The following is a 14,593-nucleotide window of genomic DNA, read 5'->3' on the forward strand; positions in this document are numbered from 1 at the left end:
TACCCCAATTAGGGATAAGAATTAGTTAATTCTTATCCCTAATTCGCGTTTATTAGCAACATATATGATGGCTTACTCATAATGCCCACTCAAGCTGATTATTAGTACAGTCTTTTCATCTTCAAAAATTTCGTATATCAATCTATGTTTGATATTAATTCTTAGAGAATAGCAACCTTTTAAGTTGCCTACGAGTTTTTCACTGCTGATAGGTCTTGGATTATTTTTTAATTCAGTCCATAGTTTTCTAGCCTTATTATCAAATTTTTCTGACTTTAACTTTTGAAAATCTTTAAATGATTTTTTAGTAAATTTCAAATTGTACAATGACATCAATTTATATCATCTTCATTTAAGCACTCATCCAAAGGTTCTTGCCGAGCTTTTAGTATTTCCTTAACTAATCCAGGTATCGAATATAATTCTAATGTTGCTTGCAAAGATTCGTAGTCTTCTCTAGATAATAGCACTGCGTCATAATGCTTACCTTTTAAATATACTGGTTTATGTGTTTCGTTTGCTTCTTGTACAAGGCTAAATAAATTAGCTCTTGCTACCGATATTGTCTGTACGTTCATAATTTATCTCCCTTATAAGTATACTCTTCTGCTTTGAAGAATTGTTTTTTGGAAATATCAAGGACTCGCGTACTTACGTACGCTCCGCTTGCTCGCCCCTTATTTTCAAATCCAATTCTCCAAATCATTTGAGTATATACACATATAGTACATGATATTGTACATTCAATATCATTTCAACAAAATGTTTGAAAAGAACAAGCATTGCTAGCCTGAATTCGATGTAACTTGTTACATCGAATTCATGGATACATATAGAAACAATCAGGTTTGAAGCGGTTCTTTACCTGATTGTTAAATATTAATTTGCTAATAATCTTATTTTTATACAATATAAAAATAAGATTATTAGCGGTAATAGATTAAAATGCATTCGTAGAATCGCTTCAAGAATGCATTTTTCCTTATAACAAGCCAATTTGATATAAGAATTAACAATTCTTATATCGAATTGAGGTATTGCTAGTACTTCTTCATGCAGTAGCTTTATCATTTTGTGTTATATTTCCTTTCTCAGAATATATTATAAACAATGTTGCAGGTATTATTATCAATGCTCCGTATAAAGTACTGTTTTCAGGTATTTCATTAAACACAAGATATCCAGCTGATGCTGAAATTATTAACTCTAAATATCTATAAGGGGCGGTGGCAGTGGCATCAACTAGAGAGAAAGCCTTTAATAAGAAAAATAAGATTAAACTACCCCCAGCTCCTAAGGTAAATAGCAAAATAAATTCTGAACTGGTAGGTGTTTGCCAATACATTATTGATGATGGTATTGATACTAAAGATGTTACTAGAGCAGAATAAAATAGCATACTAATCATTGATTCTTTTACTACAAATTTCTTATTGATAATATCTAACATGGCAAAAGCTACAGAAGCTAAGACAAAAATCAATATCTGTGGATTAAAGTCACTAGCATGAGGTTTCAGGGTAATAACAATACCAATAAAACCAAATAAAGTTGCTGCCCATCTTTGCCAAATAATATTCTCATTTAAGAAAAAAACTGCTAGAACTAGAGTAAATAAAGGTGTAGCAAAACCAATAACTGTAGCAGTAGTCACTGGGGCAATATTGAGACCATAAATCCAAGACGTCATAGCAAAAAACAATAAAACCCCTCTTGCAATATGTATAAAAGGACGATTAGTTTTAAGAGTCTGTTTCCCATAATATAAAATAAAAGGGACAAGAATTAAAGCACTAAAGAAAAAGCGAAAACAAGTCACCTCAAAACTATGTAGCCTAAGTCCAAGATATTTTGCTGTTATGTCATTAGTTGCACTACTTACCAAGCTTAATATAAACCAACCAATACCAACAAAATAAGTTTTTAATTTATTATTCATTGTATAGACCTTAATTCGTTATTTTTTTATATTTTTTGTATTAGTGTTTTCTATATTTAGTGTTATAGTGTCACTAATGTTGAACAAGTTTAAAAATCTTATTATCAATTTGATTTCCAAATAAGAAAGAATATATATAATACAGCAATATATTTAAAGCAAGCAAAGGTTTATAGTTATGATAAAAGTCACGAAAAAATTTGGAATATTGCTGTTGGCAAGTTGTGTAAGTATCTCTAGCTTTGCTAATTCTGATTTAACTAATAATGACTATGATGCCGATTATTATGAAAATGAAGGTAATCTTGTTTTTAAAATAAGAGGGGGGGGGATAAAATCTAGTGCAAAGCAAAAAGGCTTTCCTAAGGCTACCGCCGCAAGCCCAGTATCGATTGGTAATTTTGTTGAAAATGGTTACGGTTTTGATGCTTCTACATCAATATTCTTTGCTAGTAATGTTGCTGCAGAGTTATCTTTAGGTTTTAATGTATTACGTACTAAAAATAATAGTTTAAAGAATGTGGCTTATAATTATGGTGGTAATCCAGCAGATGTTGGTAAGAGAAAAGATCTTTATATGATTCCCCTGACTGTCACGGGACAATATCATATAGCTCCCTTTGGTGCTATTAGACCTTATGTTGGCGTTGGTTATCATGGAGCTTATATGTTCAGTAAATCTAAAGGATGTACAGTCAAAAATGGTCACGGTGCTGTATTACAGATCGGGGTTGACTTATATGCTAAGGATGATACATTGATTAACTTAGATGTAAGGCAGTATTTTCTTAAGACCAAAGTTGATTATAAAAATAGTTTAATAAAACAACCTATATCATCTAAAGTAAGATTTAATCCGTTAATGATTGCAGTAGGTATTGGTTTTAGGTTTTAGCCTGACCTAATTAAGCGAGAAATTGAAATAGTCTAAGATGTCTATTGTTGACTTATTAGTTAGAAGAGACTATATCTTTTCTAGACATATCAATATTATATTATTAGTTTTTTACTATGAGTTCACAACAAAAATTACCCATACTGCCTAGAGCAACTGCTATTTGGTTGATTGATAATACTGCTTTAACGTTTAAGCAGATAGCTGATTTTTGTGGGATTCATGAGTTTGAAATTAAAGGCATTGCTGATGGTGAAGTGTCCCAAGGTATTATGGGGCTAGATCCTATTGCTGGAGGACAATTAACTCAAGAAGAAATAATGCGTTGCACGAAAGATCCAAGTAGTAGTTTAAGACTTTTTGTGAGTAGTGCCTATGATTTGGTAAGTACAAAGAAAAAACAACAATCTAGATATACTCCTATTGCTAGACGTCAGGATAAACCAGACGCGATATATTGGTTACTTAAAAATTGTCCAGAAATTTTAGATAATCAAATTATAAAACTCATTGGTACTACTAAGTCAACCATAGAAGCTATCCGTGATCGTAGTCACTGGAACATGAAAAACATTCGCCCACGTGATCCAGTTTTACTTGGAATTTGTAGTCAAGTGGAATTAGACAAGAGTATTGAGCAAGCACAGCTTTTATCTAAGCAAGAAAAAACTGCTAAAGAATAAGTCAGGGCAATTTAAAAGCCGCGAACGGTAGTTGCTATAGACATGCCTGCAAAGGCTATGAGATATTATAGATTCCCGCCTACGCGGGAATGACCTACTCATGATTCATGCAACAAATCCTCCATGCGGAAGTTGGGAGGATTTAAAATGGCATCTTTAGTCCAGGTGGCAAACCAATATTACCTAAAGCATCAGACATAGAGTTTTGTGAATCTTCATCGACCTTGCTTTTAGCATCGTTGAAAGCAGCAACAATTAAATCTTCCAATAATTCCTTCTCTATCTCTTTAAGCAAAGAGGAATCAATGGAGACCTTTCGAACCTCACCACGACCACTAACGGTAATATTTACTAACCCACCACCTGCTTTCCCAAAATATTCAGCATTTGCCATTTTTTCCTGCATTGCTTGCATTTTTTCCTGCATTGACTGAGCTTGTTTTAAAAATTGATTAAAATTTGTCATACTATGTCCCTTTTAATTTTCTAACAAAATATCTGAAATTGTAACATTTGGAAAGTGTTGTGTTAAAATTTTCCAATCTTGACTTGATTTTACTTTATTTAGCAATTGTTCTTTAAGAGTGATTATTTTTAACTGTTTTGTAATGATAACATTCCAAGTTTTCCCTGACCAAGCAAATAATAAATTAGCAATTTGTTCTTTTATTTTTGTATTGAGATCGCTTCCAGCAATTTCTATAGTTTGAAGAACAAAAGATTTTAACTCCACTTGGTTTAGTAATCTGTAATAAACTTCCATCTCATTATGCAAATGTAAAAACTCAAGAAAATCGATAAGAAGAGCGGTAATTTGATAATTCTGAGTTGATTGTTGTAATACCGGCTGTTCTAGTTGTTCCCCATCATTATATTCCGCTAATTCTTCTAGCGATGGCAACATCTGGGAGTAAATAGATTTTATCACCAGCATTTCAGCTTCTATCAATTGATTATGTGAAGTTCTCATCTCTATAATTCCTTTACTATATATTTGCCAAATAATAGATAATTGAGGAAGAGTAATTTTTGTTAAAATATTTGTAACATTATCATTAAAAGATACATATATAGGATTTTGATAATTAGGTATACTATTCTGCTTTGAAGAATTGGTTTTTGCAAATACTTGCGGGGTATTCGCGTACTCACGTACTTCATGTACGCCTAGTTCGCTCACCCCTTGTTTATTGTCCCCATTCTCCAAATCATTTGAGTATAATATCTTTATTTTATTAAGATAGGCAGTAAAATCAGCAACTAATGCTACAAAAGTTTCTAAATTTGCTGAAGACATATAGAGATTGTTTACTAAATCAATCGATTTAGCAGCATCTTTTTGAATAATATATTCAAAAAACTTAATTATACTAGCTGTATCCACTAAACCAAGTATTTGATAAACGATTTCAGGAGTGATCAAATATCCTGCTGCCAAACTAGTTGCTTGGTCTAGTACTGAAACTGCATCTCTAGCTGAACCATCGGATCTAGACGCAATTATTCTCATAGCCTCTATCTCAACGTTTAACTGTTCTTTTTTAGCGATGAACTGAAGCAATTGAAAAATTTCATCAAATGTTAGCCTCCTTAAATCATATCGCTGACATCTAGAAATTACGGTTAATGGAATTTTTTGTGGTTCAGTAGTAGCAAATATAAATATTACATGTGCTGGTGGTTCTTCAAGGATTTTAAGTAGAGCGTTGAATGCACCTTTAGATAGCATATGAACTTCATCAATTATGAAGATACTGTACCTAGCGATTAGCGGCTTATATTCACTACTTTCTATTATTTTACGGATATCATCAACACTTGTCTTGCTAGCAGCATCAATTTCAATTATATCGGGATGGTTATTTTTATTAAAACTGCTACAATTCTGACAACTCTCACAAGGTTTAATACTATCACCTTCAACTATCAGATTGGTACAATTAATAGTTTTAGCGATAATACGTGCTGAAGTAGTTTTGCCAACACCCCTAATACCAGTAAGAAGATAACCTTGAGATATACGATTTTTTAGAATAGTATAGCTTAAAATCTTTGTTAAAACTTCTTGTCCGTATAGCTCAGAGAAATTAGTAGGGCGATATTTTCTAGCAAAATTAATATATTGGTCAGTTGTTTTTGTCACTATGGTATATTCACAAAAATATGATCTACTCAAATGATTTCAAATCCAATTCTTGAAAACAGAAGAGTATGCTAGTAATGACCCACTAGAGACTATTTTGGCTGCTTCCTTTCGAACCTGACCACCTGAACAGCACCAATGCCCACTACTAGCACATGATAAAATAGTTCTTTTATCATCTAGAGGCAAGTTATTTAAGTAGCTAAATTGTATTTTTTTTCTATATCGCTTTTTGTCAGTCTACTTGGTGTTCCGAATATGTCTGGATTCTTAAGCTTAAATAAATCATCATCAAATTTTTGTACTTTTGCAATATGATTAAATATTATGGTAATAACATTTTCATCTTCAAGTATTTCTAGCTTTTTTATTTGTTTAGTTTTTTTATCAAAGGTAATCTGACTATGTCGTTCTGATAAAGTATGGTAAATAGTAATTTTAAACATATTATCTTGATCTATTACTGACTCAATTTTGAAATATTTATCAAAATCTATACTATCTTCTAATAAAAAATTAAATACATTCTCTTCTGCCTTAATACGACTTACATGTTTCATATCATAGTCATACACAGAAACATAATTAGCATTACCAATAACCACCAAAGGGAATGGTGGGTAATAATTACATCGAAACTTAGAAGGCTTATTTATTAATAACTTACCTTCAGCTTTATTCCCTGCTGAATCCTCTTGGCTAAAGTCCACAGCCATGGATTTTATTTCACGTAAATATATTTTGAGTTGATCAGTAGCTTTGTTATCAAGAGGTTTATTCTCTAATATTAGAGCTCTAGCAGAATTCGCTTCTACTAGGGAATTTGTAGGAGGATCGGAACGCAAAATCGTAGCGTACTCTAGTGTACGTGAGGATTCGAGTCTAGTCCCGATGCCCAAATTACCAGTAGAAGTAGAGTTATGCAAGAGGTCTATTTCAGCATAGGCTATGGTTAGAAACCAATAAATGACAATAATACCTTTACAAAGCCAGCTCATCTTTTATACCTAATATACGCGAATTCGGGATAAGAATTAGTCAATTCTTATCCCAAATTCGGTGAAATTATCGAAACAATCAGATTTGAGACGGCTCTGCATCTGATTGTTAAATTAATATTTTGCTAGAAACATGATTTTAAAAGATTAAAATCATGTTTTTAGCTCTAGAAAGGTTTAAAATGCATTCGCGTTAGCCGCTTTAAGAATGCATTTTTCCTTATATTAAAGCCAATTCGTGATAAGAATTAGTTAATTCTTATCACGAATTGGGGTTAATATGTGTTATATTTTGTTTCGCTGCTTTAAGTGTATTCTTTAACAAATAAGCGACAGTCATTGGTCCAACACCGCCTGGAACTGGGGTTATATATCTCACTTTATCAACAACATTGGTAAAATCAATGTCTCCTACCATCTTGTCGCTATTAGGAAGTTTACTAATACCAACATCAATAACTATAGAGTTAGGACTGAAATATTCTTTTGTTAGTGTTAAAGGAGATCCAATAGCAGATATTACTATATCAGTACGGGAAGTTATAGAACTTAAATTTTGAGTTCTTGAATGGCATATAGTCACAGTACAATCTTCTCTAAGTAATAAAGCTGATAATGGTTTACCTACAATATTAGAACGCCCTATAACTACAGCATTTTTTCCAGCTAAATTTGGTTCAACTTGTTTAAGTAAATCAATGCAACCAAGAGCCGTGCAAGGTATAAAGCCATTGCCTGAGTTACTATGTAGATAACCAACATTTATAGGATGGAAACCATCGACATCTTTGCTAGGATCGATGGCAGATAAGATTAAATTTTTATTGATATGTTCAGGTAGAGGAAGTTGTACGATAATTCCAGAAATATTTGAATCATTGTTGAGCATACTGATTTCATGCAGCATATGGTCAATATCAATTTCATTGGGCAAATTTATTTGCAAGGCGTTCATACCAATTGCTCCTGCTGCTTTGATCTTATTTCTTACATATATACTACTAGCTGGGTTATCACCCACTAGTATAATAGCAAGGGTTGGTACTAACTTGTGTTGTTCCTTGATTAAATTAATCTCTGCCCTTAACTTAGATAATATTTGTTCTGCAACATATTTGCCATTGATTATATTACTACGTTCATTCACTATTTATGCACTCCTTTGGTAGTTGAATATTCGAAGTGTAAGGCCTTACCCTCAAATACCCTGCCATAGGCGTGATGTAAGCTGCTAGCTGCTTCGGCAAAACCAGTAAGAATTAATTTTAATTTTGCAGGATAACTAGCAATATCGCCAATTGCATAAATGCCCGAAATATTTGTTTCGAAATATGAAGGTTCTACAACTATATGATTAGTTTTGAGATTTAATCCCCAATTTTTTATGGGGCCCAATTCTTGGGCAAGTCCGAAGAATGGTAATAAAATATTCGCGGGTAAAGTACAAATATTTCCCTCAAAATCTTTGACGTTGACTGCTTCTAGTTTGCCGTCTTTTCCTACTAAATGGTCCAGTTGATAATTAATTACTAACTCAATTTTGCCACTATTTGCTAGTTCTTTGAGTTGCCTTATACTTTCATTCGCCGCCCGAAATTTCTCACGCCTATGCACTAAATATATTTTTTTAGCAATTTCAGAGAGTGATATTGCCCAGTCTACAGCCGAATCCCCTCCACCAGCTATTACAATTTCTTTGTTGGCAAAACTATTGCGGTTATTGATAAAATAAAATACTGATTTTCCCTCAAATGCTTCTATATTAGGTAATGGAGGTCTGTTAGGTCCAAAAGAGCCGCATCCAGCAGCTATAATAATAACCTTAGCAGTAACTAGGATGTCTTTAGAAGTGGTAATTTGGAATTGCCCCTCTTTTTTTTTTAACTGCACTACTTGCTGATTTAGATGATAAACCGGATCAAACGGTTGTGCTTGCAATGCCAATTGTGCTATCAACTCTTCTGCCATAATTTTAGGATATGCTGGTATGTCATATATAGGTTTTTCCGGGTAAAGTTGGCTGCATTGCCCTCCTATTATCTCTTGGGAGTCAATAACATGGCAACGCATACCAAGCATCCCAGCTTGAAAAATAGCAAATAGACCAACTGGACCTGCACCAATTATTATAATATCAGTATTGTGCATAAAATAAAATTTTTATAAATAAAAAAATAGTCAAACTCTTAACACGCGAATTTGGGATAAGAATTTGTCAATTCTTATCCCAAATTCGGTGAAATTATCGAAACAATCAGATTTGAGACGGCTCTGCATCTGATTGTTAAATTAATATTTTGCTAGAAACATGATTTTAAAAGATTAAAATCATGTTTCTAGCTTTGGAAAGGTTTAAAATGCATTCGCGTTAACCGCTTTAAGAATGCATTTTTCCTTATATTAAAGCCAATTCGTGATAAGAATTAACTAATTCTTATCACGAATTCATACAATAAAAAAAACCATGATAAATATAACATGATCAGTTATATATAGTGGCAGGATGGGTAAACTGTATCTCGAATTGAAGCTTTGAATTTTAAAGACTTCGTACCTGAGCAAAGACCCATCCTGTTTGGATAAAGACTACGAACGGATGTCATAAGGTTTAAACCTTGCGTATGAGTATGTAGCGTATCCTATTATTAATATAAATCATGAGGCTCTATATGGCAACAACTTATATTGGTGTGGACGTTAGTAAAAAAACTTTAAGTATCTATATACCAGCTACCAACATGGCTTTACTACTATGCTTAGCACTATTAATAAATACTATCCTGTCTTATCTGAATTAAATGTTGTCTTTGAACCTACTGGTGGATATGAACATAATTTAAGAGAATTTTTAAAAATAAATAAATTGCCTTTTGCTACAGTACACCCTAATAAAGTGCGTAGTTATGCTAAAGCTAAAGGATGGCTTGCTAAAACTGATAATATCGATAGTAAATTGTTGCATGATTATGCAACGTGCTTTGCTTTACCAGTGAATGTTACTTATGATAGTAATAGCCAACAACAGTTACATGCTTTATTAAAAAGAAGAGAACAATTACAAGAGATTGATGACAGTATTAAAGAATTAATTTCTCAAGCTCAAGAAATAAAGGATAAAATTGATCGGCTTACTTCTATTCCAGCAGTTGGCATTACTCTTACTAGCACTGTAATATGTGAAGCCCTAGAGCTTGGCAATATTACTTTTAGGCAGTTAACATCTTTAGTAGGTCTTGCTCCTTTTGCTAGAGAAAGTGGTAGTTATAAAGGTAGAAGAAGTATTTTTGCAGGTAGAGGTAATCTTCGAAGAGTTCTTTATATGGCTGCAGTAGCTGCCTTACGATGTAATAAGTGCTTACGCAATTTTTATGACCACTTAATTGCTAAACATAAACCAGCAAAAGTTGCTCTTGTTGCTGTTATGCGTAAATTACTAGCTTTTATGCACTCTATTGTAAAAAATAATTCTTCTTGGAATGAAAATTTATGTTAAGTTACTATTTTTTATTGACTTCCATTACGGATGCTGGGGTAACTAATCTAAAGATTTTTCTAGCATTTATAGCAAAATTATCTATAAATTACTTAGTGGCTTGATAAAATAATATATACTAGCCATATTATACTCAAATGATTTGGAGAATTGGATTTGAAAATGAATGGTGAGCAAGCGGAACGTACATATAGTACGTGAGCATGCGAATCCATGACATTTTCAAAAAACAATTCTTCAAAGCAGAAGAGTATACAATTTTTGATAAACAATAAACTTGAATTTTATGACAGAAGTGATAGCTAAAGAACAATTAGAACAATATATAAATCAAATAGAAGGACTTGAACAAGAGAAAGCTGAATTATCTGAAGCAATAAAAGATATATTTGATGCAGCCAGCTCTAGTGGCTTTGATACCAAGGCTATGAAGTCGGTGTTAAAATTAAAAAAACTTGATAAAAATAAGCTAGCTGAACAAGATGCGATCTTAGAATTGTATAGACAAGCTCTCGGTATATAAATTAAAGAATTCAATAATGCAATTATATCCATTAAGGCTTTTACCTGATAAAATCAACTTGGATTTTATCAAATTTAAAAAAGTAAGTTATACGATATCCATTATTTTATCTCTTGTAAGTATTATTTGGATAGGGATTTACAAATTTAATTTTGGTATTGATTTTGCTGGTGGGATTGTTATAGAAGTGCGGCTTGATCAAGACCCTGATTTAACCAAAATGCGTGAAGTACTTAATAACCTTAAGATTGGTGAAGTAATATTGCAAAATTTTGGTAATCAGCATGATTTGTCAATACGAGTTGGCAGCAATAGTGAAGATACTTTAATGCAAAATATTGATCTTATAAAATCAACTTTAAAAAACCAATTTCCTTATAAATTTGAGTACCGTAAAGTAGATTTTGTTGGTCCACAAGTTGGTACTCAACTGATAAAATCAGGAATAACGGCACTAATTCTTTCGTTTCTTGCCATAATGGTTTATACTTGGGTTAGATTTGAGTGGTATTTTGGGCTTGGTATACTTGTAGCTTTGTTACATGACGCCATACTAAGCTTAGGTTTTATGAGTGTAATGAGGCTAGACTTCAATTTAAGCTCCATAGCTGCTATTCTTACCATAATAGGTTATTCTGTGAATGATTCAGTAGTTATCTATGATAGAATCAGAGAAAATTTACGTAAATCACATAAGAAAGTAATGCCACAAATTATTAATCTGAGTATTAATGAAACTCTGTCTAGAACTATTCTAACAGTTGTTACAACCTTACTCGCAAACCTAGCTTTGGTAATATTTGGTGGGGAAGCTATTTATAGTTTTAGTGTATTAGTGTTTTTTGGTATAATAGTTGGTACATATTCATCTATTTTTATATCTGCTCCTATATTGACCTACTTCAAAAACTTGAAGAATTGATAAATCAATTTTCAAGTTTTTGGATAAAAGTTGAGTGGCAAAATTGAAGTAGAGGTCTTCAATTCTGCTACAAAATAATAAATATTAAAAAAAAATTAGTTTTAAAAATGTTTATTAAAGATTTTGATAGTAAAGGTTTTCTATATCAATGTACTGATTTAGAAAAACTAACAGAGCTAATGAAAAACAGCAAAATCTCTGCTTATATTGGTTTTGATTGTACAGCACAATCTTTACATGTAGGTAGTCTGATGCAAATTATGATACTGCGTTTATTGCAACAATATGGTCATAAGCCAATAGTACTCCTAGGAGGGGCAACTAGTAAAATTGGTGATCCTACTGGTAAAGATGAGGCAAGGAAATCTTTAACAAAAGAAGAAATTGCCCAAAATGCTGAAGGTATAAAAAAATCATTATCAAAATTTATTAAATTTGGTACTGGGGAAAATGATGCAATATTAGTTGATAATTCAAATTGGCTAGAATCGTTAAATTACTTAGATTTTCTTCGCAATTTTGGTAGTTTTTTTTCTGTGAATCGTATGTTATCTATGGACTCTGTAAAATTACGTTTAGAGAGAGAGCAACATATGAGTTTCTTAGAATTTAATTATATGTTGCTACAAGCCTACGATTTTTATCATTTAAATAAACTATATGGTTGTTCTTTACAAATAGGTGGTAGTGACCAGTGGGGTAATATAGTAATGGGCGTTGATTTTACAAGGAAACTAACAGGTAATGAAGTCTTTGGTATGACTACTCCCTTACTAACAACTGCTTCTGGCAACAAAATGGGCAAGTCTGTTGGTGGAGCTGTGTGGCTAAATGAGGATATGTTAAGCCCGTACAATTATTATCAATATTGGCGGAATTGTGAAGATCAAGATGTGGTCAAGTTCGCAAAATTATATAGTGAGTTAGGAGAAGATGCCATGCAAGAGTTTATCTTACTTAGTGCATCTGATATTAATAGTGCCAAAAAGCAATTAGCCTTTAATTTAACTAAACTTTGTCATGGTAAAGAGGCAGCTATGATAGCTTTAGAAACAGCTACCAAGCTTTTTGAACAAGGAGAAATTGATTGCAATTTACCAACTATTTATCTAGAACAGGGGAGGTTAGCTCTAGGTATTCCAGCATATGAGTTACTTTATGAAGCAGGTCTTGCTAAATCAAAATCCGAAGGACGTCGGTTGATTAGAGGGGCTGGAGCAAAAATCAATAATCAATTAATCCAAGACGAAAACATGGTTATTGATTTGATCTTTATGCAGGACAACCAAGTTATTAAGATATCCGTAGGTAAGAAAAAATATGTGTTGATCAGGTTGACATAATAGTAAGCTAAAAAATATCTACTTCTGCTGGTAATTTTTTCATGTATAGATATCCTGTAAAATGACTCCTGTTTAAATTGAACTTAATTTATTTTTGAAGCTGTTCTTTCTGAACTTTGACTTCGTTCTAAAATAATGAAGTATACTGCTCGTAAATGAAGAGTTGATAGACGATAGAATCAAAATCATGATAGTAGCAGGAATTACCAAGTCGAGGTGTAACCGTTCACGAGTATTTAAGTTTTGAAAGAAAATAGTTGAAAATAGGTATAAGATTTTGTAAGTTATAGGATAGATAATTTAAAGTGTATGGTTACCTACAATTACAGTATGTCTATACAATTACAGTATGTCTATTAGACTTCCTGCATAAGTCAAAAATAGTTGAGGGATTTTTAGAAGAAACGAAGCCGAGCACCGCAGCGTACACAGACGTACGTGAGGAGCGAAGGCGAATTTCGACGACAAAATCACCAACTAGATTGATTTATGCAGGAAGTCTATTATTACAAACAAAAAGATTGCCCTAGATATACTTCCTTTACTTGATAGCTTGTGGCTATTTCTTGTGGAGTTCCTTCTAATAGGACTTTTCCTTCGTAAATAACATAGGCTCTGTCAACTATATTAAGAGTATCTCTAACATTGTGATCGGTAATTAGGATGCCGATATTGCGGTTACGTAAGTGAACAATCAAATTTTTAAGATCCTCAATTGCTAACGGATCAATGCCTGCAAGTGGTTCGTCAAGCATAATAAATTTGGGATCTAGTGCTATTGTTCTTGCGATTTCTAGCCTACGTCTTTCTCCGCCGGATAGTCCTATTGCTGGCATGTCTTTTAGATGAAGAATAGAAAATTCTTTAAGCAAATCTAATGTTTTTTGTTCGATAATTTCTTGGTCATTTTCTAAAACCTCTAGCATTAATCTAATATTATCTCCTACAGATAGCCCACGGAAAATTGATGGTTCTTGAGGAAGATAGCTAAAGCCAAACCTAGCTCTTAAATAAATTGGTAAATGAGTAATATCATGATCATTATAAAATAATGCTCCACTATCTGGTTTGGTAAGTCCTATAATAATACTAAAACAGGTAGTTTTACCTGCACCGTTTGGACCAAAAAGACCAACTATTTCTCCTGTTTTTAATTGAAGAGATACGTCGTTTAGGATCACTCTCTTATTATAAGATTTTGAAATACTACTTACTTGTAATTTCTCTATTATTAAATGCGGCATACTTTAAAAAATTTCTTACATAACTAATTTTTTGATTTGGTATAATCTATATTATTGAGTTCCGTATAATATACTAGTTTGTCAGTTTTTATAATACCATCCTTATTCTGTACTATTACATCACCAAGCAGTACTAGTTCTTTTCTTTCTACAAAATATTTTGCAGAAGTAGCAGTTAGTAACTCTTGACTATTATTCCTCTTAGCAATCAATCTTGACGGTATGGAGATGTAATCAATAGTTTTTTTATTATCAACTGTTTTATAAAAAATTTCTAAATTAGTTGTTTTTACCATCATATCATCAAACCACAAAATCACCTCTCCTGTAAAACAAGCTTGATTCTTAGTTTGATCAATTACTAAATTGTCAGAATGAATATATAATCTATCCATACTCGAATGTTTTGA

17 protein-coding genes and 1 other RNA gene are annotated in these 14,593 nt (G+C 32.4%); 7 read left to right on the forward strand and 11 right to left on the reverse strand.

Annotation, left to right across the window (positions count from 1 at the left end; genetic code table 11):
* Nucleotides 1–72 precede the first annotated feature (72 nt).
* The 3 genes from ACQH1W_RS05635 to ACQH1W_RS05645 form a co-directional block, all read right to left on the reverse strand.
* The gene (locus ACQH1W_RS05635; protein WP_375332787.1) at nucleotides 73–333 is read right to left on the reverse strand and encodes a Txe/YoeB family addiction module toxin; all 261 of its coding nucleotides are present in this window, start codon (nucleotides 331–333) and stop codon (nucleotides 73–75) included.
* Nucleotides 333–578, reverse strand: coding sequence for a type II toxin-antitoxin system Phd/YefM family antitoxin (locus ACQH1W_RS05640; protein ID WP_341762597.1), 246 nt, complete (start codon nucleotides 576–578; stop codon nucleotides 333–335). Before ACQH1W_RS05640 ends, ACQH1W_RS05635 begins: the two co-directional genes overlap by 1 nt.
* Before the next feature lie 473 nt (nucleotides 579–1,051).
* Complete coding sequence (locus ACQH1W_RS05645) at nucleotides 1,052–1,939, reverse strand: DMT family transporter (protein WP_375332786.1); 888 nt, start codon at nucleotides 1,937–1,939, stop codon at nucleotides 1,052–1,054.
* A gap of 178 nt (nucleotides 1,940–2,117) precedes the next feature.
* Between ACQH1W_RS05645 and ACQH1W_RS05650 the strand changes: the two genes are divergently transcribed.
* Both ACQH1W_RS05650 and ACQH1W_RS05655 read left to right on the forward strand, forming a co-directional pair.
* Nucleotides 2,118–2,834, forward strand: coding sequence for an OmpW family outer membrane protein (locus tag ACQH1W_RS05650; RefSeq protein WP_341762599.1), 717 nt, complete (start codon nucleotides 2,118–2,120; stop codon nucleotides 2,832–2,834).
* 116 nt (nucleotides 2,835–2,950) lie between these two features.
* Nucleotides 2,951–3,517, forward strand: coding sequence for a cell cycle transcriptional regulator TrcR (locus tag ACQH1W_RS05655; protein WP_341761547.1), 567 nt, complete (start codon nucleotides 2,951–2,953; stop codon nucleotides 3,515–3,517).
* Nucleotides 3,518–3,659: 142 nt separating this feature from the next.
* Here the strand turns inward: ACQH1W_RS05655 and ACQH1W_RS05660 are convergent, their stop codons facing one another.
* The 6 genes from ACQH1W_RS05660 to ACQH1W_RS05685 all read right to left on the reverse strand — a co-directional run bounded on the left by ACQH1W_RS05660 (nucleotide 3,660) and on the right by ACQH1W_RS05685 (nucleotide 8,806).
* Nucleotides 3,660–3,983, reverse strand: coding sequence for a YbaB/EbfC family nucleoid-associated protein (locus ACQH1W_RS05660; protein WP_425360988.1), 324 nt, complete (start codon nucleotides 3,981–3,983; stop codon nucleotides 3,660–3,662).
* A gap of 12 nt (nucleotides 3,984–3,995) precedes the next feature.
* The gene (gene dnaX / locus ACQH1W_RS05665; RefSeq protein ID WP_341763436.1) at nucleotides 3,996–5,663 is read right to left on the reverse strand and encodes a DNA polymerase III subunit gamma/tau; all 1,668 of its coding nucleotides are present in this window, start codon (nucleotides 5,661–5,663) and stop codon (nucleotides 3,996–3,998) included.
* Between the two features lie 60 nt (nucleotides 5,664–5,723).
* An RNA gene (ffs, locus tag ACQH1W_RS05670) (signal recognition particle sRNA small type) lies at nucleotides 5,724–5,817 on the reverse strand.
* 37 nt (nucleotides 5,818–5,854) lie between these two features.
* Complete coding sequence (locus tag ACQH1W_RS05675; protein ID WP_410521323.1) at nucleotides 5,855–6,658, reverse strand: outer-membrane lipoprotein carrier protein LolA; 804 nt, start codon at nucleotides 6,656–6,658, stop codon at nucleotides 5,855–5,857.
* A 262-nt stretch (nucleotides 6,659–6,920) separates the two neighbouring features.
* Nucleotides 6,921–7,805 (reverse strand): bifunctional 5,10-methylenetetrahydrofolate dehydrogenase/5,10-methenyltetrahydrofolate cyclohydrolase, encoded by an 885-nt coding sequence (locus tag ACQH1W_RS05680; RefSeq protein ID WP_341762601.1) that lies wholly within the window; start codon nucleotides 7,803–7,805, stop codon nucleotides 6,921–6,923.
* The gene (locus ACQH1W_RS05685) at nucleotides 7,805–8,806 is read right to left on the reverse strand and encodes an NAD(P)/FAD-dependent oxidoreductase (RefSeq protein WP_375332781.1); all 1,002 of its coding nucleotides are present in this window, start codon (nucleotides 8,804–8,806) and stop codon (nucleotides 7,805–7,807) included. The genes ACQH1W_RS05680 and ACQH1W_RS05685 overlap by 1 nt, the downstream gene beginning before the upstream one ends.
* A 604-nt stretch (nucleotides 8,807–9,410) precedes the next feature.
* Here ACQH1W_RS05685 and ACQH1W_RS05690 point away from each other — a divergent pair.
* The 5 genes from ACQH1W_RS05690 to ACQH1W_RS05710 all read left to right on the forward strand — a co-directional run bounded on the left by ACQH1W_RS05690 (nucleotide 9,411) and on the right by ACQH1W_RS05710 (nucleotide 13,469).
* Nucleotides 9,411–10,151 (forward strand): transposase, encoded by a 741-nt coding sequence (locus tag ACQH1W_RS05690; protein ID WP_341762603.1) that lies wholly within the window; start codon nucleotides 9,411–9,413, stop codon nucleotides 10,149–10,151.
* A 286-nt stretch (nucleotides 10,152–10,437) separates the two neighbouring features.
* Nucleotides 10,438–10,674, forward strand: a complete 237-nt coding sequence (locus ACQH1W_RS05695; protein ID WP_341762604.1) for a GapR family DNA-binding domain-containing protein — start codon at nucleotides 10,438–10,440, stop codon at nucleotides 10,672–10,674.
* A gap of 16 nt (nucleotides 10,675–10,690) precedes the next feature.
* Nucleotides 10,691–11,596 carry a protein translocase subunit SecF gene (gene secF, locus ACQH1W_RS05700; protein WP_341762605.1) on the forward strand — a complete coding sequence of 302 codons (906 nt, stop codon included), beginning with the start codon at nucleotides 10,691–10,693 and terminating at the stop codon, nucleotides 11,594–11,596.
* A gap of 107 nt (nucleotides 11,597–11,703) precedes the next feature.
* The gene (tyrS, locus tag ACQH1W_RS05705; protein ID WP_341761554.1) at nucleotides 11,704–12,939 is read left to right on the forward strand and encodes a tyrosine--tRNA ligase; all 1,236 of its coding nucleotides are present in this window, start codon (nucleotides 11,704–11,706) and stop codon (nucleotides 12,937–12,939) included.
* Between the two features lie 305 nt (nucleotides 12,940–13,244).
* On the forward strand, nucleotides 13,245–13,469 hold the full coding sequence (locus ACQH1W_RS05710; protein ID WP_425360989.1) for a hypothetical protein: 225 nt from the start codon (nucleotides 13,245–13,247) through the stop codon (nucleotides 13,467–13,469).
* On the opposite strand, the gene lptB is transcribed toward ACQH1W_RS05710, so the two are convergent.
* The gene (gene lptB / locus ACQH1W_RS05715; protein WP_375332779.1) at nucleotides 13,446–14,183 is read right to left on the reverse strand and encodes an LPS export ABC transporter ATP-binding protein; all 738 of its coding nucleotides are present in this window, start codon (nucleotides 14,181–14,183) and stop codon (nucleotides 13,446–13,448) included. The genes ACQH1W_RS05710 and lptB overlap by 24 nt on opposite strands.
* 23 nt (nucleotides 14,184–14,206) lie before the next feature.
* Complete coding sequence (locus ACQH1W_RS05720) at nucleotides 14,207–14,578, reverse strand: LptA/OstA family protein (RefSeq protein ID WP_341762606.1); 372 nt, start codon at nucleotides 14,576–14,578, stop codon at nucleotides 14,207–14,209.
* Nucleotides 14,579–14,593: the final 15 nt, after the last annotated feature.

Origin of the sequence: Candidatus Tisiphia endosymbiont of Stenodema calcarata (genome assembly GCF_964030695.1) — a bacterium.
Taxonomy (GTDB): domain Bacteria; phylum Pseudomonadota; class Alphaproteobacteria; order Rickettsiales; family Rickettsiaceae; genus Tisiphia.

Excerpts from the sequence above, each read along its gene's own strand:
- ACQH1W_RS05695 (WP_341762604.1), top strand. The coding sequence starts at position 10,438 with ATGACAGAAGTGATAGCTAAAGAACAATTAGAACAATATATAAATCAA.
- tyrS (WP_341761554.1), top strand. The coding sequence starts at position 11,704 with ATGTTTATTAAAGATTTTGATAGTAAAGGTTTTCTATATCAATGTACT.
- ACQH1W_RS05675 (WP_410521323.1), bottom strand. The coding sequence starts at position 6,658 with ATGAGCTGGCTTTGTAAAGGTATTATTGTCATTTATTGGTTTCTAACC.
- ACQH1W_RS05645 (WP_375332786.1), bottom strand. The coding sequence starts at position 1,939 with ATGAATAATAAATTAAAAACTTATTTTGTTGGTATTGGTTGGTTTATA.
- ACQH1W_RS05635 (WP_375332787.1), bottom strand. The coding sequence starts at position 333 with ATGTCATTGTACAATTTGAAATTTACTAAAAAATCATTTAAAGATTTT.
- secF (WP_341762605.1), top strand. The coding sequence starts at position 10,691 with ATGCAATTATATCCATTAAGGCTTTTACCTGATAAAATCAACTTGGAT.
- ACQH1W_RS05685 (WP_375332781.1), bottom strand. The coding sequence starts at position 8,806 with ATGCACAATACTGATATTATAATAATTGGTGCAGGTCCAGTTGGTCTA.
- ACQH1W_RS05640 (WP_341762597.1), bottom strand. The coding sequence starts at position 578 with ATGAACGTACAGACAATATCGGTAGCAAGAGCTAATTTATTTAGCCTT.
- ACQH1W_RS05650 (WP_341762599.1), top strand. The coding sequence starts at position 2,118 with ATGATAAAAGTCACGAAAAAATTTGGAATATTGCTGTTGGCAAGTTGT.
- lptB (WP_375332779.1), bottom strand. The coding sequence starts at position 14,183 with ATGCCGCATTTAATAATAGAGAAATTACAAGTAAGTAGTATTTCAAAA.
- ACQH1W_RS05720 (WP_341762606.1), bottom strand. The coding sequence starts at position 14,578 with ATGGATAGATTATATATTCATTCTGACAATTTAGTAATTGATCAAACT.
- ACQH1W_RS05660 (WP_425360988.1), bottom strand. The coding sequence starts at position 3,983 with ATGACAAATTTTAATCAATTTTTAAAACAAGCTCAGTCAATGCAGGAA.
- ACQH1W_RS05690 (WP_341762603.1), top strand. The coding sequence starts at position 9,411 with ATGCTTAGCACTATTAATAAATACTATCCTGTCTTATCTGAATTAAAT.
- ACQH1W_RS05655 (WP_341761547.1), top strand. The coding sequence starts at position 2,951 with ATGAGTTCACAACAAAAATTACCCATACTGCCTAGAGCAACTGCTATT.